The organism is Allomesorhizobium aridi (assembly GCF_043769475.1).
GTDB lineage: Bacteria > Pseudomonadota > Alphaproteobacteria > Rhizobiales > Rhizobiaceae > Allomesorhizobium.
This window is the reverse complement of record NZ_CP171729.1, coordinates 307,859-328,763: the sequence shown is the minus strand read 5'-3', so window position 1 is coordinate 328,763 and position 20,905 is coordinate 307,859. Positions and strand designations below refer to the sequence as shown.

General features: G+C 58.1%; 19 protein-coding genes and 2 pseudogenes. 5 read left to right on the top strand and 16 right to left on the bottom strand.

Features of this window, described 5'->3' with window-relative positions; all coding sequences use genetic code 11:
* Positions 1-125 precede the first annotated feature (125 nt).
* The 3 genes and pseudogenes from ACG873_RS03470 (at position 126) to ACG873_RS03460 (ending at position 3,091) form a co-directional block, all read left to right on the top strand.
* Positions 126-1,075, top strand: a pseudogene (locus ACG873_RS03470) (acetaldehyde dehydrogenase (acetylating)).
* A 3-nt stretch (positions 1,076-1,078) separates the two neighbouring features.
* A complete protein-coding gene (gene dmpG / locus ACG873_RS03465; protein ID WP_394890458.1) occupies positions 1,079-2,095 on the top strand; it encodes a 4-hydroxy-2-oxovalerate aldolase in 1,017 nt (338 codons plus the stop codon).
* Positions 2,096-2,422: 327 nt separating this feature from the next.
* Positions 2,423-3,091 (top strand): HpcH/HpaI aldolase family protein, encoded by a 669-nt coding sequence (locus ACG873_RS03460; RefSeq protein ID WP_394890457.1) that lies wholly within the window; start codon positions 2,423-2,425, stop codon positions 3,089-3,091.
* Between the two features lie 96 nt (positions 3,092-3,187).
* Here ACG873_RS03460 and ACG873_RS03455 read toward each other — a convergent pair whose 3' ends face one another.
* From ACG873_RS03455 to ACG873_RS03405, 11 genes are all read right to left on the bottom strand, one after another.
* A complete protein-coding gene (locus ACG873_RS03455; RefSeq protein WP_394890456.1) occupies positions 3,188-3,505 on the bottom strand; it encodes a DUF1330 domain-containing protein in 318 nt (105 codons plus the stop codon).
* Positions 3,506-3,583: 78 nt separating this feature from the next.
* Positions 3,584-5,011: an FAD-binding oxidoreductase gene (locus ACG873_RS03450; RefSeq protein WP_394890455.1), complete on the bottom strand. Its 1,428-nt coding sequence runs from the start codon at positions 5,009-5,011 to the stop codon at positions 3,584-3,586.
* A 393-nt stretch (positions 5,012-5,404) separates the two neighbouring features.
* Positions 5,405-6,415, bottom strand: coding sequence for a branched-chain amino acid ABC transporter permease (locus ACG873_RS03445; protein WP_394890454.1), 1,011 nt, complete (start codon positions 6,413-6,415; stop codon positions 5,405-5,407).
* On the bottom strand, positions 6,412-7,293 hold the full coding sequence (locus ACG873_RS03440) for a branched-chain amino acid ABC transporter permease (RefSeq protein ID WP_394890452.1): 882 nt from the start codon (positions 7,291-7,293) through the stop codon (positions 6,412-6,414). Before ACG873_RS03440 ends, ACG873_RS03445 begins: the two co-directional genes overlap by 4 nt.
* Positions 7,290-8,012: an ABC transporter ATP-binding protein gene (locus tag ACG873_RS03435; RefSeq protein ID WP_394890451.1), complete on the bottom strand. Its 723-nt coding sequence runs from the start codon at positions 8,010-8,012 to the stop codon at positions 7,290-7,292. The genes ACG873_RS03440 and ACG873_RS03435 overlap by 4 nt, the downstream gene beginning before the upstream one ends.
* A complete protein-coding gene (locus ACG873_RS03430) occupies positions 8,009-8,734 on the bottom strand; it encodes an ABC transporter ATP-binding protein (RefSeq protein WP_394890450.1) in 726 nt (241 codons plus the stop codon). The genes ACG873_RS03435 and ACG873_RS03430 overlap by 4 nt, the downstream gene beginning before the upstream one ends.
* A gap of 30 nt (positions 8,735-8,764) precedes the next feature.
* Complete coding sequence (locus ACG873_RS03425) at positions 8,765-10,105, bottom strand: ABC transporter substrate-binding protein (RefSeq protein WP_394890449.1); 1,341 nt, start codon at positions 10,103-10,105, stop codon at positions 8,765-8,767.
* Positions 10,054-10,995 carry an amidohydrolase family protein gene (locus ACG873_RS03420; RefSeq protein WP_394890448.1) on the bottom strand — a complete coding sequence of 314 codons (942 nt, stop codon included), beginning with the start codon at positions 10,993-10,995 and terminating at the stop codon, positions 10,054-10,056. The genes ACG873_RS03425 and ACG873_RS03420 overlap by 52 nt, the downstream gene beginning before the upstream one ends.
* 210 nt (positions 10,996-11,205) lie before the next feature.
* Positions 11,206-12,372 carry an acetylornithine deacetylase gene (argE, locus tag ACG873_RS03415; protein ID WP_394890447.1) on the bottom strand — a complete coding sequence of 389 codons (1,167 nt, stop codon included), beginning with the start codon at positions 12,370-12,372 and terminating at the stop codon, positions 11,206-11,208.
* 97 nt (positions 12,373-12,469) lie between these two features.
* On the bottom strand, positions 12,470-13,228 hold the full coding sequence (locus ACG873_RS03410; protein ID WP_394890446.1) for a helix-turn-helix transcriptional regulator: 759 nt from the start codon (positions 13,226-13,228) through the stop codon (positions 12,470-12,472).
* A 93-nt stretch (positions 13,229-13,321) separates the two neighbouring features.
* Positions 13,322-14,662 (bottom strand): PLP-dependent aminotransferase family protein, encoded by a 1,341-nt coding sequence (locus ACG873_RS03405; protein WP_394890445.1) that lies wholly within the window; start codon positions 14,660-14,662, stop codon positions 13,322-13,324.
* Positions 14,663-15,274: 612 nt separating this feature from the next.
* Here ACG873_RS03405 and ACG873_RS03400 point away from each other — a divergent pair.
* A complete protein-coding gene (locus tag ACG873_RS03400; RefSeq protein WP_394890444.1) occupies positions 15,275-16,012 on the top strand; it encodes an SDR family oxidoreductase in 738 nt (245 codons plus the stop codon).
* Positions 16,013-16,032: 20 nt separating this feature from the next.
* Positions 16,033-16,322: pseudogene (locus tag ACG873_RS03395) on the top strand (DUF1330 domain-containing protein).
* A 118-nt stretch (positions 16,323-16,440) separates the two neighbouring features.
* Here ACG873_RS03395 and ACG873_RS03390 read toward each other — a convergent pair.
* The 5 genes from ACG873_RS03390 to speB form a co-directional block, all read right to left on the bottom strand.
* Complete coding sequence (locus tag ACG873_RS03390; protein ID WP_394890443.1) at positions 16,441-16,686, bottom strand: hypothetical protein; 246 nt, start codon at positions 16,684-16,686, stop codon at positions 16,441-16,443.
* Complete coding sequence (locus tag ACG873_RS03385; RefSeq protein WP_394890442.1) at positions 16,686-17,342, bottom strand: cyclase family protein; 657 nt, start codon at positions 17,340-17,342, stop codon at positions 16,686-16,688. The genes ACG873_RS03390 and ACG873_RS03385 overlap by 1 nt, the downstream gene beginning before the upstream one ends.
* Positions 17,343-17,488: 146 nt before the next feature.
* Complete coding sequence (locus tag ACG873_RS03380) at positions 17,489-18,058, bottom strand: hypothetical protein (RefSeq protein WP_394890441.1); 570 nt, start codon at positions 18,056-18,058, stop codon at positions 17,489-17,491.
* A 217-nt stretch (positions 18,059-18,275) separates the two neighbouring features.
* Positions 18,276-19,688 (bottom strand): class I adenylate-forming enzyme family protein, encoded by a 1,413-nt coding sequence (locus ACG873_RS03375; RefSeq protein WP_394890440.1) that lies wholly within the window; start codon positions 19,686-19,688, stop codon positions 18,276-18,278.
* Positions 19,689-19,839: 151 nt separating this feature from the next.
* Positions 19,840-20,892, bottom strand: coding sequence for an agmatinase (gene speB / locus ACG873_RS03370; protein ID WP_394890439.1), 1,053 nt, complete (start codon positions 20,890-20,892; stop codon positions 19,840-19,842).
* Positions 20,893-20,905 lie beyond the last annotated feature (13 nt).

Here is a 20,905-nt window from a genome sequence, read left to right as displayed (position 1 = left end):
CTGACCATGGGCTTGTCTTTGTGACTTCGGCGCCGAGAGCGAAATCTGGCTCACCCGTACAATACGTGGCGCTTTGCAAAAAGACAGTTGCGTCTCAGGGGCTCTAGAAACGTAGTTCGAACGTCATGAGAAAGTTGGTCATGTCAAAATCTAAAGTCGCGATTATCGGGTCCGGGAATATCGGCACGGATTTGATGATGAAGATCCTCCGAAAGTCCGAGAACCTCGAAATGGCCGCCATGGTGGGTGTGGACCCGGCCTCGGATGGTCTGGCGCGAGCAAAGAGCTTGGGCATCGCCACAACAAGCGAAGGTATCGACGGCCTTGTCAAAATGCCGGAATTTCAGGACATCGCTATCGTGTTCGATGCGACGTCCGCGGGCGCCCACAAGCATCACTCCGACGTCCTGACCAAGCACGGCAAGCGGGTGATCGACCTGACGCCCGCTGCCATCGGTCCTTTCGTAATTCCTCCGGTGAATCTGGAGAGCCATCTCGAAAGCGAGAACATCAACATGGTGACGTGCGGCGGGCAGGCGACAATTCCAATTGTGGCGGCTGTCAGCCGTGTTGCCAAGGTGCACTACGCCGAGATCGTCGCGTCGATTTCATCGAAGTCCGCTGGCCCGGGAACGCGCGCGAACATTGACGAATTCACCGAGACTACCTCGCGCGCGATCGAGACGATCGGCGGCGCCGCCCAAGGCAAGGCTATCATCGTGCTCAACCCGCTGAACCGCCGCTTATCATGCGCGATACGGTCCTGTGTCTTTGCGACGAGGTCGACGAGGTTGCCATTCGCAAAACCGTCGAGGACATGGTCGAGACGGTCAAGAGCTATGTTCCCGGCTACAAACTCAAGCAGAACGTCCAGATCGAGCGCGTCGACCAGCATTCGAACATCCGGCTCGATACGCAGAACGGCTTCTTCTCGGGACTGAAAGTCTCCGTCTTCCTGGAAGTGGAAGGTGCTGGAGACTATCTGCCGGCCTACGCTGGCAACCTCGATATCATGACTTCCGCAGCGCTGCGCACCGCGGAGCGGATTGCCCAGAAATCCAGCCACCGGGTGTAACAAATGACACAGCTCTATATCCTCGACGTCACGTTGCGCGACGGTATGCACGCGGTCAATCATCAGTACGACCTAGGCCAGGTCCGTGAAGTCGCGATGGCGCTTGACGAGGCCGGCGTTGACGGTATCGAAGTCGGGCATGGGGACGGGCTGAACGGCGCCAGCCTCACCTACGGCTTTCCCAAGCACAAGGACCTCGAATACATTCGAGAGGCCGCCAAGGTCTGCAAGCGCGCTCAGGTGACCACGTTGATGCTTCCCGGGATCGGGACCATTGACGACATCAAGCGGGCAGTCGACGCCGGCGCAAAGTCGATCAAGGTTTCCGTCCACTGCACCGAGGCAGACGTGGCCCGCCAGCACGTCGAGGTCATCCGCCAGCTTGGCGTGCATTCGGCGGCGTTTCTCATGATGTCGGCCTGCAACACGCCAGAAGGGTGCGCGGAGCAGGCGCTTCTTCTCGAAAGCTATGGCGCGGACACAATCTACATTGGCGATTCATCCGGCGCCATGACCATGAGGGACACCGCTGACCGGTTTGCCGCTGCCAGAGCGGTGCTCAGGCCGGAAACGGAACTCGCGGCCCATGCACACGAGAACCTGTCCGTTTCCGTCGCGAATTCGATCATCGCTGTCGAGAACGGTGCGACGCGTATCGATGGATCGCTCGCCGGCATGGGCGCCGGGGCCGGCAACACTCCCCTGGAAGCATTCATCGCCAACGCCAATCGATACGGTTGGAAGCATCGTTGCGACCTCTTCAAGCTGCAGGATGCAGCTGACGATCTCGTCCGACCGATGCAGGACCGCCCGGTCCGGGTTGATCGTGAGACGCTGACCCTTGGCTACTCCAACGTCTACTCCAGCTTCCTGCGCCATGCAGAGCGCACGGCTCGATCCCTCGATCTCGATTCCCGCGAGGTCATGGTGGAGATTGGGCGGCGCGGCCTGATCGGCGGCCAGGAGGATATGATCATGGACGTCGCGCTCGACATCTTGAAGGCCAAGTCGGCGCATTGAAGATTCAGGGAGGCTACTTTGCTGAGTGGTCTCCCCTCCGCGCTCTCACAACACCGTGGCGGCGGCCACTGACCGATAGCTGAGACGGTGTTTCCGCACCCTCGACATATCACCGGACACCAGACGGGGGACAAGACGCGAGCCCTGTCCCCGAAAGCGGTCACTCGATTTCCTAAACTCCAAGCCAGGCAGGAGCTTTCCATGGCTAGCAGCAGTTCGGGCGCCGACGAGCATCAAACTTCGCTGACAGGGCTCCGCCGCCGCCTTAGAGAGCCCGGCGTCCTGCTCACACTGTTCTCGATCATCCCGGCGGTTGAAATCGTAGAGTTGGCAGCGCTCGCGGGTTTCGATGCGATCGTGCTCGATGCGGAGCACGGAGCCTATGACGTCGAGACGATGCCGAACTTGATCCTCGCCGCGAAGGCGAGGAAAATATTCGCGATCGTCAGAGTCCGGTGTGGAGAGCCGTCGTTGATATCGAAGGCGCTGGATGCCGGCGCCGATGGTGTGATCGTTCCTCAGATCGGTTCAGCGGAAGAGGCTCTGGCCGCAGTCCGGGCCGCGCGGTTTGCTCCCAAAGGCAAGCGCGGCGCCAATCCCTGGGTCAGGGCAGCAGACTTCGGAGCGACCGCGGACTGGTTCGAAGCGGCGAACAACAGTGCAGCCGTGATTTTGCTGGTCGAAGGAAAAGACGGAGTGGAGTCTCTTGACCAGATCTGCGAGGTCCCTGATCTCGACGCCGTCTATTTTGGCCCCGTCGACCTGTCCCACGCGCTAGGCGTTCCAGGCCAGATAGACCACCCAATTGTCGAGGAGACGATCAAGAAGGCGATCTCGCTCGCCAGCAAACGCAATGTTTCGGTCGGCGTTTTTGCGCCTAACAGCCAGGGCGCACGAAAGTGGCGCGGCTACGATTTCAAGATCCTCGCTGTTGGCGTTGACACGGGGCACGTGAAACAGGCTTTCAGTGCAATCGTAAATGACGTTCGCGGATAAGCTCGCACGGGATGTTCGCCGGCGCTTCGCGTTTCTCGTGAGGCCGGCGAACATTTCTTCGCCTAAGACTTGGCCTTTAAGTCACAGCGAGAGTAATTAAACCTTGGCGTCCGGCGCTGCGCTGTCCTCGCTGCCCTGCTGCAGGACCATTCTTCCTTTCGAAGCCGCACGCCGATGTTCGCAGAGGCGCTGGTACTCGCTGTCATTGTACCACGCCTCAGCAGACTCATTGTCGGGGAAACCGAGAATGACCATTCTCTCCCCAAACTCAGCTCCCTCCAGGGTCTTCGTCGGCTCGCCCCTGGTCGCGAAGTAGCCGCCGTACCTTGCCAGGGTGGGAGGGGTAAAATCGCTGTATTTTCTGTACGTCACGGGGTCATGAATGCTCATGGTGCAGACGATGTAGCTTGGCATGTCGGTCTCCAGGTTTTTAGAGGTTACATTACCGGCGTGCTGATCAGTTTCAGTTCGAATCCGATAGTGCGATGAGGGTCAGTTAAGGCGCGCCCCGTCACGGAATATCTTTCCAGGATTCATGATATTGAGTGGGTCTAGAGCGTTCTTGATGAGCTGCATGCTCGCGACGTTTTCTCCATGCTCGGCGATCAGCAAGTGATGCTTTCCCTGACCTATCCCGTGCTCTCCGGTACAGGTCCCGTCCATCGAAATCGCCCGCAGAGACAAGCGATCCGCGAAAGCCTTCGTTCGCAACATCTCTTCCCCGTCCTGGGTGTCGGCAATGACCGAGACATGGAAATTACCGTCTCCAACGTGGCCGACGATCGGAGCGACGAGCCCGGTTTCCTCAATGTCCTTCTGCGTTTCCAGCATACATTCGCCCAGCCTGGAGATTGGGACGCAGACGTCGGTCGCGAACAATTTGCCGCCGGGGCGCAATGTATAGCATGCCCAGTGAACATCATGTCGTGCTCTCCAGAGACGGTCACGGTCCTCTTGGGTGACGGCCCACTCAAGGCCGCTGCCGCCTGATTCCGCTGCAATGTCGCCAAAAAGCGCGACCTGCTCGGCCACGGATGCATCCGTGCCGTGAAACTCGAGAAACAGGGCCGGTTGTTCCGGGAAGGTCAGTTGGGAGTACGTGTTGCATGCCCTGACCTGAAGCGCGTCAAGCAGCTCTATGCGTGCCATCGGAATGCCGAAACGGATCGTCGAGATGACAGTGTCACACGCCGCCTTCAGGCTGGGGAATGAGCACACAGCCGCTGCGATGGACTGCGGGATACCATGCAACCTGACCGTCAGCTCGGTTATGATACCCAGCGTACCCTCTGCTCCGACAAACAGCTTGGTCATATCATAGCCGGCTGCGGACTTTCGCGCTCGATTGCCGGTTTTCCTGATTGATCCATCTGCCATCACCACGGTCGTTGCGAGCACATTCTCTCGCATGGTGCCGTACCGAACCGCCGTGGTTCCCGAAGCCCTGGTCGAAGCCATTCCGCCCAGACTTGCATCCGCGCCAGGGTCTACCGGGAAGAACAGGCCCTTGTCGCGAATGAACGCGTTGAGCGACTTTCGTGACAGACCGGCCTGCACGGTGCAGTCCATGTCTTCTTCGTTGAGCCTCAGCACCTGTGCGATGGAGTTCAGGTCGAAGGTGATTCCGCCGAACGGAGCGTTAATGCCGCCTTCAAGCGACGTGCCAGCTCCGAAGGGGATGATTGGGGCGCGATACTGCGCGCAGATCTTCACGGCCTCGGAGACCTCTTCGGTCGACAGAGGGGTGAGCACCGCATCAGGTAACTGTTGCGGGTGCCAAGATGTCTGATTGGCGTGAAGCCGCCTCATCTCCTGGTTCTGTGTAAGCCGGCTCCCGAAGCGAGCCGACAGGCGATCGATGGCGCTAAGGATATCCCGCTGATTCACTGCGGGCGGAGTACCAGACTTCGAGGAAATCATCTCCCCTCCTGAACAGGCCGGGTGGCCTCTCGATTTCTAGATTCGGGCGCACAGTTCGCTACGATCTACTCACTATCTTCCACTCCCATTCCGGCGGACCACCGCCAGGTGAGCAGCACATAACGCTTGGGAACTTCAATGACGAATACACGGCTGCCAATTTGATTGGTGGCCATATCGCTCGGACGAAGCTGAATATGTCCCACATGGGAAAGCGTTGTCCCATATTTGAAAACTGCCCTTGCGGGGCGGGTTGCTGGAGGGCCTCCAGGCGTCTTATAGATCAAGCCACAGGGAAGTCGCTCCCTCCAGCATACGCCTCCCAGAGCAATCGTGCTCCGCGACCTCGAAATCGACCTAGCGGAGCACCCGCTCTGAACTTTCCTGGTCTAATCAGTAAGAACCTATTTTGCGCTCGCTACCGGCTTGTCCGATGCCCGCTTCCGCCACCTGCCGACCGAACCGACAGCAGCTGCCAAGCCGCCGGGATAGACCAGCATGACGGCGACTATGACGGCGGCGATTATCATCGGCCGCAACGCGCCAGTCGTCGTCAGGAACTCGGACGCGACAGTGAGGAAAAAACGCAGCCACGACCGGGCCGTACACGCTGCCGGCGCCGCCGAGCAGGATGGCGCTCAGGATAAGGCTGGTGAAGCCCATACTGAACACTTCAACTGACGCGGTTCGAAGATAGGAGCCGTAGAAGGCGCCTGCGAACCCGGCGATCATGGCGCTGACCGTGAGGGCCAGAAACCGCTGCTTTGCCAACGATATGCCTCGGCTGATCGCGTATTCTTCGCTGTCGCGCAGCGCGACCAACGCCATGCCGGATCTCGACCTGACGAAGACGCGGAGCGCAACTATGGATACCGCCAACAACACTACTGCGAGGTAGTAATGGCCGAATCTGCCGTCACGGACGAAGTTGTGATCCCACCACGGCAGGTTCGGCAATCGGATCATCCCTTGGGGGCCACCAGTCAGCTGGGGCTGGCTTACGATCAGCTGCATGACAAGTTGGCTGAAGCCGAAGGTTACGAGAACGACGTATATTCCCTTGAGGCGAAGGATGGGAATTGTAACGATGATTGCGATAAACGCGGACATCAGCCCGGCTGCGCCGAATGCCAGCCACGGCGACCAGGCAAAGCCCGTGGTCAGAATTCCATAGGAATAGAGACCAATGCCGAAGAAAGCCAGGTGACCGAAGTTGAAGATACCGCCATAGCCGAGCGTCAGATCCCAGCTTGCGCATGTGACGGCAAAGATGAAACTGATGATCAGCACGTGACGCCAGTAGGAGTCGGTCACGACGTAGGGCAAGAGTGCCAGCACCAGCAAGCTGCCGATGCCGGTTGCTAGCTCACGTTGCCAGGAACCGTATGTCCTCGGATAGCTCACGACAGCCCTCTCCCCTTTACAGCGAGAAGACCCTCCGGCCTGATCATCAACGATCCTATGAGGATCAGAAACAGGATGCTCGGCGTCCAGTACAATCCCACGTAATAGGTCAGGAACGCTTCGATGATCCCGATTATGTAGGCCGCGACGATCGAGCCATTGATGCTTCCAATACCGCCGAAGATGACGACGATCAGCGCCTTCGTGAGCGGCTCGGTGCCCATCACAGGCGACATAAATTTGAAACTGCCGATGAAGATGCCTGCAAGTGCTGCAAGTGCGGCAGCAAGAGCGAAGGTCAGCCCGAACAGGTATGCGGGGTCCAGCCCTATAAGCAGGCTCGCCTCATTATTCTGCGCGACGGCACGCAGACCCAATCCGATGCGTGTGCGGTGAAGCAGCGCCCAAACGCCCGCGAGGATGAGCGGTGCAAGCGCAATGATGACCAGTTGGTTGAGGGACACAGCTTTGCCGAGGAAGTTGGTCGTTCCCTCGAGGAGCGGAGGGAGTTGTTTGGGGCGGGACCCCGAGAAACCGAGAACGGCATTCTCGAAGAATGAACTCGCCGCGAGCGTCATGATCACCACGATCAACACCAGGTCCTTCCTTCCGATGAAAGGTTTGACCAGAAAGCGTTCTATGCACCATCCGAGCGCCGCGACAACTGCCAGGCTAAGAGGGATGGCGGCGACTAGGGGAATGCCCACGTCCGTATTCATGAGATACCAGCACACGTAGGCGCCCAGCATGATCAGAATTCCATGCGCGAAATTGAAGACGCCGGTCGTGGTCCAGATGAGTGCCAGGCCTACAGCCATGATGGCGTAGAGAGAGCCCTGAAAGACTCCGCTGAAGAAAATATCTATCAGCACGTTCATCGTGCCTCCAACCCGAAATACATTTCCATCAATCGGTGATGATCGGCTCCTTGGCCACGCGCGACTTCGGTTTCATTCTCACCATGACTGATGAGATAAAGCCGCTCGGTCAATTCGAGCAGAAATTCCACATCCTGTTCTACAACAATCAATGGTATGTTCTGCTTGGATATCGAGCCGATCGCCTGGCACAATTCGTCCTTCACCTTCGGTGAAAGCCCGAGTGTCGGCTCGTCCAGCATGAGCAGTTTCGGCTGGTTCATAAGGGCCATGCCGATCGAAACCATCTGGCGCTCGCCGCCTGACAGCGTTGACACCCGCTGTCGCCAGCGTTGTGCGAGTTTCGGAAATATCTCCACCACCAGCTCGCGGTTCCGATCGATGTTGGGGCGAGCTGCCCACCTGTGCGCTCCGAGTTGAATGGTTTCGGCGATGGTCAGGTTGGGGAAAAGGAGGTTCCCCTGTGGGGCGTGGATAACGCCCTGCTCCACGATCGACCTTGGGCTGCGGTTCGTGAGATCAACGCCATAAAAGGAGATGCATCCGGAAGTGCACCGAACGAGGCCCGAGATAGCCCTCAGCAGCGTCGTCTTGCCGTGACCATTTGGGCCGAAGAGCCCAATGTTTTCGGATGCATTCAGCTGGATGGACACACCTCTCAACACCTGCACCCTTCCGTAAGAGGCAGTAATGTCGACTACCGAAAGAAGGGGCTTCACGCTGCGACCTTTCTTGCGCCCAGATACGCCTCGCTGACAGCCGGATCCTTCATGACTTCATGCGGTTCCCCGATGGCAATCACACCACCGTTGTTTAGCACCATCAGCCGCTTGGAGAGAGCCATCAGGAAGGGCAGCACGTGCTCGATGAGTGCGATCGAAATCCTGCGCGAGTGAATGTCGAGGACGAGAGCGATCAACTGGTCGATCTCTGGCTTCGTCAGCCCCGATGCTGGTTCGTCGAGCAAGATCAGTTTTGGCCTGCAGGCGACCGCGGACGCCAGCATCAGACGTTTCCTGTCGAAGACCGAGATGTTGCGCGCGGACTTCGAGAAATCCGCCTCACGGAATCCCACGAGGAGCAGAACATCGCGAACCTCTGCAGGCGGGACTGCCACTCCGCCATATTGCGCGCCCAGCAGGGCATTCTCGTAGATGTTCAGGCTTTCAAACGTCATCTCCCGCTGGAAGGTGCGCACGAGACCCCGACGCACGACCGCGTGGGCGGACTGCGCTTTCAGCCTTGAGCCGTTGAAAAGAATGGTCCCGGTATCGGGACCAAATGGAATCTTTGAGATCACGTTGAAGAGCGTGCTCTTCCCGCTGCCGTTTGGACCGGCAATCCCGAAGATCTCGCCTTCCTCAATGGTGAAGGTGACATCGTTGATGGCGCGCAGGGCGCCAAACGATTTCGAGACGGAATTGACTTCAAGCAGCGCCATTGCAGCCGTCCTGCATAAGCCGATCGGCACTTACTGCTTGATCCAAGGGGGCATGCGGAATTCGCCGTCTGCATAACGCTTCGGAGATATCAGAACCCGTTTGCCGTCCTGGATCTGGTAGAACTGTATCGGGAAGTAGTCGTCACCTTGCATCGCAAGATGCGTCTTGGGATCGAACTTGAGCCTTCCCTGAGCAGAATTCCGGTCCGTAGCTCCGATGGCCACGGCAATCGCCTTGTGATCCTTGTAGTCCTTCACCTTCTTGAGCGCGTCGGCATAGATGTAGATCATCTCGTAGCCGAACTGACCGTAGGTGCTGATCTCCGCATTGTATTTGGCCTGGTATTTTTTCGCGATCTCCAAACCCCGAGGATTCTTATCGTTCTGGATGGCGCCGCCCAAGAGGTCGTAGATCACGCCTTCCGACTTCTCACCGGTGATCTCAAGGAATTCCGGAACACTCGGAGAGTACTGCAGGAAGAGCAAGCTGTTCGTTGGGTCCTCCAGGAACTGGTTGAGGAAGAGCGCCGCATTCGCCTGAAGATAGTCGAGATTCACGATTAGGTCGGGTGCATCCGCGCGCACCTTAGTTAGGACCGTGCCCCAATCGTTCACTTCGCCGAACGGAACGACCTCGCCAACGGTCTGGGTCCAGCCGCTGCTTTTTGCTTCCTCCTGCATTCCGGCATAGATCGTCGAGGAGTAGGCGTTATCCGAGGATACGATGGCAACCTTTTTCGGGTCCTTGAGGGTTACCTTTTTGTCGGCGGCGAGTCTGTCGACCAAGCGTGTGACGTCGGTGTTGTAAGCCTCGAAGGCCGGCGTCATCGACCAACAGCACCAGTATTTTTCGGGATCCTTTTCGATGATGCCACGCGTCTGCCCCGAAGGGCCCGACAGAATGTATGGCATGTCAGCTTCGGCCATGAGGTCGATCTCGAAGCTGGTCAGGCTTGCATAAGCTGCCATGACGAAGTGAACGTCTTGGTCGCCGATGACGCGCTCGGCGGCGGCGACAACGTCACTGGATGCACCATCCCTTGTGTCGCCGATGACCAGTTCGAAGGTATGTCCCTCAATGCCACCGCCAGCATTCACCTCGTCGATGGCAAGCTGCGCGGCCTTCACCATTTCCTGGCCGTCGGCGCTGCTCGATCCGGTCAACTGAGCAAGCAGGCCGATCTTGACCGTATCGGCCTTGGCCTGAGTTGCGAGCAGGAGTGCCGAAATCGCCAGCGATAGCGCCACCGAAGTCGAGAGATGCCGTGCTCGCGAAGACTTCTGCTCTACAAGGTATTTCATGTCTTTCCCCTTTTCTTTTAGAAATTGTATATTTTTCGTGCGTTGCTGTAGAATAGCGCCTCCTGGCAACCCAATGGCGCGTCACTCGTCGCTTTACGGAAGTTCTGGAAGATATTGCCCGGCTTCATATTGAGATTCGAAACCGGATAGTCGGTTCCGAACATGCACCTGTGGTAGCCGAATGCTTTCATGCAGTCCTCGACAACCATTTTCACACTCTCGTACGACCATTCCGAGTCATAAGCACCGACGTTGGATATCTTGAGCGCGATGTTGGGATGCCGGGCGATCAGGGCCAGGCCGTCACGCCAGCGCTGCATACCCTCTTCATCACGATCGATCGGACTGCCGCAGTGATTGATGATGATCTGAAGATCGGGAAAGGCCCGGGCCAGATCGCTGACCGCCTGAGCCTGATAGGGATACATCATGAGTTCGAGGTTCAGTCCGGCTTCATGCAGGACTGCCACATCGCCGCGCCATTTCTCGTCATAGGCGAGGTCACCGCGCGCAACGAAACTCAGTTCGCTTTTCACGGGGTGGTGGCTCAGTATTCCACGAATACCGGTCACATTCTTGAAGGCTGCCTGCTTCCGGACGATCTCCGCGCCGGACGAACTGCCAAGCGGCGCTCCTGCCACGTAACGCGCTGCGATGCCCCCCGACTTGTCCAGCCCTTCGAGCCAGATAGTCTCCCCGAGCAGGTCCGAGGATTCCCAGAGCGCTTCGATGTGGACCGAGCCGACAATGCCCTCATCGGCAAAATCGGCGCGGTAGTCCTCCGGCAGAAAGTTGCGCCGAAGCTGCTCCAGACCGCCGATGGCGGTAACCGTTGCGTTGCCAGGCCGGAGCCACGGATGCCGTGCCAGCGCGTAATCCCACAAATGGTGGTGAGCATCAATTATCGGACCGCTGTACACTGGAGGAACTCCGAGTCGCTGGTGGCGATGGATCAGCACGCTGTTCGGTGCGATCCAATTGACTTCGAGGATTATAAGTCGCGTGGCACAATGCTGCTACTATTGAAGGTAATAGGGCCGAGCGGTCGAAGAGGTTCATCTTGTTGCCACTTGCCCTTGACCGCATGCGACAGTGCGGCGGCGCCGAACCTGCAGACTGGCTGGCTGATTAACTGGCTTCCTACTGAAACGGCAGCGCGGGCAAACTGATCATGAACGTTCGGCGTGGCGCACCAGTGCTTCCAGGAAGTCGAGGCACTTCTGGATTTGACCGACCGAAATCCATTCGTCCTCGATGTGGGCTTCGCTGAAGGAGCCTGGCCCGCAAACAACAGACGGAATGCCTGCCCGTTGGAAGAAGCCGGCTTCAGTGCCGTAGTCGATGACACTCGCGCTGTTGGCGCCAGCAAACCGCTTCGCCAGCCGCACCGCCTCGGAGTCCGGCTCCTGGACAAGCGGAGGCACATCGTAGACCACCTCAGACTCGATACGCGATCCTTCGAAGACGGCCCTCATCTCTGGAAGCAAGGTGTCCTCGATAAGTGTCGACAGCCGTCGCTTAACGAGTTCTCGCTCTTCAGGCTGAATGCTTCTTATGTCCCATTCGATCCGGCAATCGCCGGGAACCAGATTTCGGGCTGTCCCGCCCCGCATCACGCCAACGCCGACGGTGGTGTACGGCAGACCAAATGCCAGAGTGGTGCTCGGTTTCTCGGCAAATTCCTCCGCACTTGCTTGAAGCAGATTCACGATTTGCACTGCGGCATTGATCGCGCTGACACCGATGTCCGGGCGCGAGGAATGACATGCAAGACCAGTGACGTTCGTGATCATTCCATAACTGCCCTTATGGGCTTCTACGACATCCATGCCTGACGGTTCACCTATGAATGCGGCCACTGGAGTGGCGGCGTTGTTCTTGAGGTGCTCGATAAGTCCGTGCACGCCGTGGCAACCGACCTCTTCATCGTAAGAGAAAGCCAGATGGATCGGGCGTTCGAGACTCAAAGAGGAAAGCTGCGGCACCATTGCGAGGACGCATGCGACGAAGCCTTTCATATCGGTCGTGCCGCGCCCGTAGAGTCGGTCGCCGTCGCGTGTAAGTGCAAAAGGCTTTTTCTTCCAATCTTGCCCTTCAATCGGCACAACGTCGGTATGCCCGCTCAAGACATATCCTGGCTTCGAGGGATCACCAATGGTCGCGAACACATTCGCCTTCAAGCCGGTCTCGTCATGGATCAACACCGGCTCGACATTGTGGAGGCGAAGGTACGATGAGATGTAATCGACGATATTGAGATTGCTCTTGCTGGAAACAGTGTTGCAGGACACCAGTCCATCAAGAACAGATATTGCTCCATCGAGGATTTTGTTCACGGTCAACCTCCAGCGCCGCAGGGTTTTGCGGAACTATAGGTATTGGTGCCGCGTGAGCGCCACTATGGAAGGTGATAGTGGCAGCGACCGGTGTCGCTCAGATCAATCCTAGACGCATTGCCATCGCCGCAGCGTGCGCCTTGTTCGAAGCGTCGAGTTTTCGCATCGCTTTTTGTAGATGATACTCGATGGTTGGCTTGCTCTTTCCGAGTATCTGAGCAATTTCCCAGGCCGTTTTCCCGCGAAGTGTCCAGCTCAAACAGGTTCGTTCATGATCGGTGAGGACGACTTCCGCCTGACCATCGTCATCCATCGTCGATGAGATGCCGAATGCGTGGACGAAGGGCGCCAGGCAGACGATCCATTGATAGCGCTTGCCCCACCGTTCAGACATGTCGCCTAGCGCGCCGTTGAAAGCGGCACTGAACAACCCGCATTCGCTTTCAGGTCCGTGCACCGGAACGGTAAAGCCCTCGACAATGCCATAGTCTCGTGCCTCGATAGTGACTGCTTTCATAGGTTCGGTAAGGCTGTCGAGGAAGGCGAGGGTGCCCCATCTGAAGGGTATGCAGGATCTTCGACTTGCTGCGATCAGGGGATCGCTTTCAACATAGCATCCATTCTTGTAGCGAACCTTCCATTCCTCTAGGTAACTGGACAGAACGATGCCATCGCCCCTGTGAGATTTACGCTTCCCGGCTATCGCGTAGGAAAAGTGGTGGAAGCCGAGATCGCAGATGATTTCGGACAGGAGATCCTCGGCGCCCGTCCGGTCGACTGTCGCTTCCATGAGTTTCTCGACAACAGACGCGTACAGCTCATTCTCCCGACGCGCCCTTTCGAAAGTCTGGGCCATGGAGGTTCTCCGGTTCTCGGCTGCGATGTCAAACCCAATTTATAAGCTTACGTCCACGGGGGAGACACACGCGCGAACTGCGAGGGACAGCGGTCACACCGCAATCGCCCTTTCGGCTTCCATCGCGCGTGCCACTTCGGCAAGCCGACGTACACCTTCCTCTAATAGCTCCGGTTTGTTAAGCGTAAAGTTCATCCGTATCCCGCGGCGATTTTGGCCAGTCGGATCGAAGACGCTGGACGGCGTTATGCACACTCCATTGGACAGTGCTCTCGGCAACATGGCATCCGTGTTGAATGCCGGGTCGTGTGCCGTGGCCCAGACGAACATGCCGCCCGACGGCAGTTCCCAGTGGAACTTGTCCGCTAGGTGCAGGTCCAGGGCTTCGCAGAGGGCGTTCCGTCGTGCGCGATACAGGTTCAGTACATCCGGCAGAATTCGGTCCGTCAGCCCTTGTGCCAGAGCGTCCTGAGCAATCCGCTGACAGAGCCCCGAGCTGCACATGTCGGAGCCTTGCTTTGCGCGAACCAGGACGTCAATAATTTCTGGCGCGGCAATGACCCAGCCCACACGCAGACCCGGCGCCAGCTCCTTGGACAGCGTGCCAAGATAGATGATGGGCCCGCTATAGACTTCGTCATCCACGCCAGACAACGCAAGCATTCTGGGAAGCGGCACAGTGTCATAATAGAGGGTGCCGTAAGGATCGTCTTCGACAAGCCAGGTACCTGTCGCATAAGCCGCCTCGACCAAGGCCTGACGTAGGTCTAGTCCGACAAGCCGGCCTGTCGGGTTGGAGAAGTTCGGGACCGTGTACCCGAATTGAGCCCCCCGCAGAGCAACGACAGGGTCGAAACCGTCCTCCTCCAGATACATAGGGCGATACGCCGGGCAGCGTGGCTTCCAGGCGTCGAGGGCTCCAAGATAGGCCGGGCTCTGAGCCGCGATCAGTCCCCTATTGTCGACCAGCACTTTTCCCAATAGGTCCAGGGCCTGCATGCCCCCGGTAGTGATCAATATGTTGCGACGGGTGAGACTCAGACCAGGCCCGCAGAAGCGCGCGGCGATAAGATCCCGCAATCCCGGCAAGCCTTCGATAGGAGAATAGCCAAGGGCGTCACCGCGGTGATCTGAAACGGCTCTTGCAGCGAGTTCCGAGAGTTCGGTTGTAGGCCACAGACTTGGATCGGGCATACCGCCCGCCAAGTTTATCATGCCCGGTATCTCGCCCGCTGACAGAAAGGTCTGTGTGACGTCGTTGGTTTCCGAGAGCCAGCTGGCGAACTCTGGCCGCCCTCCGCTATGCGCCATGATAGTCTTGCGTCTCAAAAATTGTTCGTCGGTCACTGTCATTGTCACGCCATTCATTTCAGAATGCGAAGCCTCTCTGCTCAGGAACTTCTGAAGTTCGGGCGTCTGGGGGTTGCTGAACAACACCTCGGCACCTGATAGGCGCCATAGTCTTTCTCGACGTCGGCCATCTCAAGCGGCGGAATTCAATTTCCTTTCGAGGTACCGGCTACTGTTTCACGTCCGAAAGTACATCGGCGCTGGCCACAACTGCCATCAACGCGATGTGGCCATCAAAGATCAAGAGTCGTCGGGCCATCGTTCCTCAGGTTATCAAAACGAAATGGTCGCCCACCTTGGCGCTGGCGGGGGTCCCCTCGAGCGGCGCTGTTCGTGAGTTGACGCGTATCGTTATTGAGACTTCTCGGAGGCAGTCTGCGGATGCAGCTTTCAAACACCGACGGCGTTTGCCATGAGTGCTCGGATTGACATTCCTGCCGAGAATCTCGTTCCTGTTTCTTGTTGGGGGCGAGACTAGCAAACCACCGCTAGCAGTATTTACCTCGGAGGGACACGGATATCATGTCCCTGCCATAAATGCCGTTTGCCCGATAACTATCGCCTAGCCCGCGCCCTTTCGGCAGACGACAACGTCCAATGCGACGGGCTACCACGGGATCAGAAGATCCACGATCACGCCGCTCACTATGGGCCAACTCTCTCAACTCATCGATTAACAGCGGAAAGCACGAACAGATGGACTTCGAGATCAAGGGAAAACGAGCGGTTGTATTCGGTGGCTCGAAGGGCCTGGGCAGGGCCGTCGCCCAAGCGCTGGTTGCCGAGGGTGCAAAAGTCGCGATCGTCTCGCGTGACGCGACCAATGTAAAGCAGACAGTCGAAGCCCTTGGCGTTGTTGGCCTGAACGGCGATGTTTCTGTTCCCGGAACCAGCGAAACGCTCCTCCGGGAGGCTGCCCACACGATGGGAGGACCCGTCGACATCCTCGTGATCAACACGGGCGGCCCGGCCAAGGGTTCTGTAGAAACCCTCACAGTCGACGACTGGCAGGCTGCATTCAACAACCTATGGCTGGCCGCCGTAGAGAGTATCACGACCGTCCTCCCGGGGATGAAGGAAGCCGGCTGGGGTAGAATTCTCGTGGTCACCTCAATTGCAGCGAAGGAGCCGCAGAGCGGCCTGTTGGTTTCGAACAGCCTGAGGGCCGGTTTGCTCGGCATGATCAATTCACTGAGCAAGGATATTTCGAAGTTCGGAATAACAATCAACGCCCTCATGCCTGGCTACACGGCTACCGATCGTATGAAGGAACTTGGCGTCGACGCAGAAACGTTCGGCGCGCGCATACCTGCTGGTCGGCTCGGAAAACCCTCAGAGTTTGGTGCAGTCGCAGCGTTTCTTGCATCAAACCAGGCATCTTATGTCACAGGCCAGGCCATCGCGATCGATGGCGGCTACTTGAACTCGATCTAAATCCAAGAAGTGATGCCTGCATGTCTGCCTATCTCATCTGTCGCGTGACGGTGGCTGATCCCGCGATTTATTCGCAGTATACCGCTCTGTCGCCGGACATCATTCAAGCGTATGGCGGACGCTTCTTGGCCCGTGAGGCGAAACTCATGTCCTGGAGGGGGACGAATTCTCCGGACGGGTTGTCATTGTGAAGTTTCCCTCAGTCGAAGACGTGAAGCGCTTCTACAATTCCGCAGAGTATCAGTCGGCCAAGAAGGTTCGCGAGCCTGCCTCTACAGCGGATTTCATAGTCGTCAAAGGCGTCGAATAGGCTGGGCTGCGGGTTACCAGACCTTTCGATGAGCTTTGTCGAGGCGGTTCAGCCTTTGCGCTAGTGCGCCAGTGCGCGGTGTGGTCGCGCATCGCGACCACACCTCAGTCAGAAATTCCTATCGAACACGCGTCCCGGCTTCCTCACTCCAATGCAGAGGCTTGTCGGATTTCGGCAGCGGAGCGTCAGGAACGTCACCAACAGCGACCCCGTACTTCCAGTCTGAGGGGCAAATAGCAACGTAGCGGGCATAGCCACCGGTGCCGCCCTTGAATTTCGGATAGCCAATTGCGACCAGGCAGCCGGTCTCCTTTACCTGGTCCAGGTTCGCAACCCCTTCAGCTTGAGTGTATCCATTGTGCATCAACCAATCTCTGCCTCATAAGTCGGCGTGTTATCGGTGTCCAGCGGCTCGTGGCCATGAAACAGAATCTTGCGTTGCAGGTGCAAGAACTTGAGAGAATCTATGCTCACGCCGGGAAATACCGGCCTTTTCGTAAACTCGATATCATCCCAGTGTTTTGACCAATTGGAACGAACAAAAACGACTGCTCCTTCCGGGATTTTTCCGTTTTTCTTTTCAAACTCCTCGACGTCGGAAACCTGCATCTGGTAGCCGGGGTCCTTGGCCACTTTGTCTTCGATTGGTATCACAACGAGGGGACGCAAGGTGTAAGTAGCGGGCAGTTCATCAATGCTAGGATATTCAGGCGCCCAGTGGGCTGGCGAGTCGAGCTGCGTACCCAACTGGTCGGTCAGCAGAACATAGGCAGACGCTTCAAATCCATGTTTGTCGTATGTGAAGGCGTCTCCTTTCTTCGCAAATCCTTCTACGTCGACGGCAGACTTCGTCTGCGAGAATGTCGGCGTTCCAAAACCGACCCACACTGGCATTTTGGGAGTGATCGTATGGGAAAGGTCGATATATTTGGCGCCCTTGAGGCCTTCGTCATAAACCTTCCAAAGACCCCCCTCCTCCGCTGCAGCAGGGTAGGCATAGGCAAGAGAGACCGCCGCCAAAGCCGCTGCGACATATTTGGCTGTTTTGCTTCCATTTCTTTCCCCTTATTTCTGGATCAGCGCCTAGCAAGCTGATGGGGTGCCATCGCCATTGAAGACGGTAGCGGATATCGCGGCCACCATCGTTTCGCCGCCGCGCCATGATTTCAATGCTTCGGCCAGAAACGATATCGGCCGGTTTCGAGATCGAAATGCCAAGCCGCCGCCTGACACCGTACTTCCGGCGGCAGTGCCGGCTGGCATCGCGTGTGTCGTGCTTCGTGCAGGGCTGTGGCCTTCGCGATCGATGCCCAACGTGCCACGCCGGCATCGCTACCTTCGACCTGGGCGAGCTTGTCGCGCAGCATTTTTGCGCACGATGTGGGTTCGACCTGCGTGCTGCCCAGAAGGCCTCGGTCAAGGCCGCCACGCGCCGTCTGGAACGCGCGATCGCGGACATATGCCGGGTGGAGTCGGCCAAGGGTTCGGCGAAAATCGGCGACGCCGTCTCGTGCGTGCTGCGTGCGCCGGTCGCCGCCGATGTCCGCTCGGCGAGGACGCTGACGAATCTGTCGACCGCCGCACGCATTCGCTGCTTCGAGGCGCTCGCGGCGAAATCTCCTGACTGGCTTGTGCAAGACATGGACGGCGCCGGGGCATACCGACGCTCGATAATCGTCGCTGCGGGCGGCCATGAGGCAATGATCGCGCGCTTTGCGAATTTTTTGTGCAAGCACCAATGTTCGCCAAAACAGAAGCGATCACCCCCGCCGGCCGCCGATCGTCGCTCGCTGTTCGAAGCCTACTTGCGGGTCATGCACCCACGAGGCGGCCGCGCTTCAGTAAGATCGCGCAAAGGGCGGCCGCCAGCGTCAGGCTGACAATGCCGAAGGGCCAGCAGCGGCCAATGCGTAGCCCGCCGGTCCAGAACAGCTCTTGTCCTAACCCAAACTGTCAGGAAGGCGTCTGATCTTTGGTGGGGTCCTTCACGTCTCGGAGCGAGCGCCTCAGGATTTTGCCGGTGCTGTTTTTTGGCAGGTCATCTACGAAGATGACGCGTCGGGGGATCTTGTAGGACGCAAGATGCTTCCGGCAATGTACGAGAAGTTCGTCCTCGGTGAGTTCCACCGATCGATGGCGAACAACGAAGGCCTGCGCGAGCTCTCCTTTCTCCTCATCTGCTATGCCGGCCACGGCAACCATCGCAACGCGTGGATGCATAGCGATGACCTGTTCGAGTTCAGCAGGATATATATTGTAGCCGGCCGTGATAATCAGATCCTTCTTACGGTCGACGATAAACAGGTATCCGTCTGAGTCGACGCGAGCGATATCACCTGTTGCAAGCCAACCTTGCTCATCAATAACCTCGCGCGTGGCAATTTCATTTTGCCAATAGCCCCTCGTCACCATAGCGCCCCGCACCATCAACTCACCGGGCGTGCCGGGTGCTGCCTCGGTTTTAGAGTTCTCCAGATCAGCAATCCGCGTTTCGGATCCCGGCATCGGCAGGCCGATCGAACCGGGGCGTGGAGGCCAATAGGGGGAATGCGTCACGGCTGGCCCCGCCACTTCAGTCATCCCCCACAACTCCAAAAGCGGACAACCAAATCGCTCGATCACGGCATTGATCTTCGCAAGGGGCATCGTCTGTCCGCCTACCGTGCAGCGTGTCAGACAAGACAAGTCCGCACCCTCGATTTCAGGATGAGCCAGCATCTGATAGAACATGGTTGGTACCCCCTCGAAGAGGGTCACCTTCTCCGATTCAATCAGTCGAAGGCATTCACCCGCGTCGAAGCGAGCAATGGTTATCAGACGCGAACCGACCAGAAAGGTCGCATTCATAACAATGTTTCCATAGACATGAGGAAACGGCAGCGCCGTCAACACGGCATCGCCGGAATGACGTAAATGGATTGTCGCCGTTCCAGCGAGGCTGGCGAACAGCCCACCATGAGTCATGGTCGCCCCCTTCGGACGACCGGTAGTGCCGGACGTGTAGCCGATGGTGAATAGATCGTCGGGCGACCGCTCCACTGGGGGGAGATACTTTCCCTCCAGAAGATCCGACAAATCCTCTGTCTCCGGTATTCGACCGAGAGTGAACACGCGAGTGTTCGCTTTAAAGAAGGTCGCGCGCTCGGCTGGAACTATCAGGGCTGCAGCTTGGGAGTTTTCATGGATGTAGGCGACTTCTTCCGCACTTAACAGGAAGTTCGCCGGCACCACAACGGCACCCAACCTGGCGATGGCGTGATAGGCGACAATCCACTGCCAGCCATTCGGAAGATGCAGGACAATGCGATCGTTGGTTTTCAAGCCACGATCGGCGAAAAGCGCCGGCCATGCGCCCGGCCAGTTCATCGATCTCACGAAAGCTAAGGGATCGCGTGCCTGGCAAGGTTAGAGCTATCTTGTCACCGAACTGTCGGGCAGCATTTAACGCCAGGTCACTGATACGTGCTTGCAGCATCTTCATGCTCCTTGAGGAGGTTTCGCGGCGAATTCGGAAGCGCTACCTCGCGAGCGCCGGGCTGAACACCATCAGGCTGAGAATCTCGAACAGCATCTGCGCGCCGGCATGCGCCGTGTTGGTCGTGGCGTCATATTGCGGCGCCACCTCCACCACGTCGCCGCCGACAAGATTGAGCCCCTTGAGCCCGCGCAGAATCTCCAGCGCCTCACGCGTCGTCAGCCCGCCCACTTCCGGCGTGCCGGTGCCAGGTGCGAAGGCCGGGTCGAGGCTGTCGATGTCGAAGGAAAGATAGGTCGGCCCGTCGCCGACGATCTTCCGCGCCTTCTCGATGATCGCCCGAATGCCGAGGCCGGACATCTCCTCGGCATGGATGACGGTCATGCCGGATTCGTAGGAGAACTCCCACAGATATTCCGACGAGCCGCGGATGCCGATCTGGATGGTGCGGGTCGGGTCGAGCACGCCGTCAAGCACGGCGTTGCGGAACGGCCCGCCGTGGTGGAATTTGGTCAGGTCGTAGGCGCCTCCGGTGTCGCAATGCGCGTCGATATGGATCATTCCGACGGGACGATTCTTGCCGACAGCCTTGAGGATCGGGTGCGTGATCGAATGGTCGCCGCCAACCGAAAGCGGGATGACGCCGGCGTCGGCCACCTGGGCAAGCCGCTTCTCGATATCCTCGTGGCTGAGTTCCAGCCGGTAGCGGCTGCGGAACGGCACGTCGCCGATATCGGCGACCTTGAGCTCATAGGTGGGTGCGCAGTCGAGCACGTGATTGTAGGGGCCGATGCGCTCGATGGCGCGCAGCGCCCGCGGCCCGAAGCGCGAGCCGGTGCGGTTGGTGACGCCGAGGTCCATCGGCACCCCGATCATCGCCACCTGCAAATCGCCGAAATCCGGGTTCTCGACCGCGATCTCGCGGTAGGGCGCGGCAAGGAAGGTTGGAATGCCGGAATAGGGCGCGACGCGCGTGCCGCTCTTGGTGAAGATCTTGTCGGCGACGCGACGGAACTTCGGATCGAACAGTTCGCCGCCATGGCTTTCGCCATATTTCTGAATCAGGTGGTCGAGTTTTTCCTTGGTTATCGTCATGTGAACCATCTAG

What these genes read in the sequence shown, in the direction of transcription:
- dmpG (WP_394890458.1), top strand. Translation starts at nt 1,079, where the DNA reads ATGACACAGCTCTATATCCTCGACGTCACGTTGCGCGACGGTATGCAC.
- ACG873_RS03455 (WP_394890456.1), bottom strand. Translation starts at nt 3,505, where the DNA reads ATGCCAAGCTACATCGTCTGCACCATGAGCATTCATGACCCCGTGACG.
- ACG873_RS03450 (WP_394890455.1), bottom strand. Translation starts at nt 5,011, where the DNA reads ATGATTTCCTCGAAGTCTGGTACTCCGCCCGCAGTGAATCAGCGGGAT.
- ACG873_RS03440 (WP_394890452.1), bottom strand. Translation starts at nt 7,293, where the DNA reads ATGAACGTGCTGATAGATATTTTCTTCAGCGGAGTCTTTCAGGGCTCT.
- ACG873_RS03430 (WP_394890450.1), bottom strand. Translation starts at nt 8,734, where the DNA reads ATGGCGCTGCTTGAAGTCAATTCCGTCTCGAAATCGTTTGGCGCCCTG.
- ACG873_RS03410 (WP_394890446.1), bottom strand. Translation starts at nt 13,228, where the DNA reads ATGGCCCAGACTTTCGAAAGGGCGCGTCGGGAGAATGAGCTGTACGCG.
- ACG873_RS03400 (WP_394890444.1), top strand. Translation starts at nt 15,275, where the DNA reads ATGGACTTCGAGATCAAGGGAAAACGAGCGGTTGTATTCGGTGGCTCG.
- ACG873_RS03390 (WP_394890443.1), bottom strand. Translation starts at nt 16,686, where the DNA reads ATGCACAATGGATACACTCAAGCTGAAGGGGTTGCGAACCTGGACCAG.
- ACG873_RS03375 (WP_394890440.1), bottom strand. Translation starts at nt 19,688, where the DNA reads ATGAACTGGCCGGGCGCATGGCCGGCGCTTTTCGCCGATCGTGGCTTG.
- speB (WP_394890439.1), bottom strand. Translation starts at nt 20,892, where the DNA reads ATGACGATAACCAAGGAAAAACTCGACCACCTGATTCAGAAATATGGC.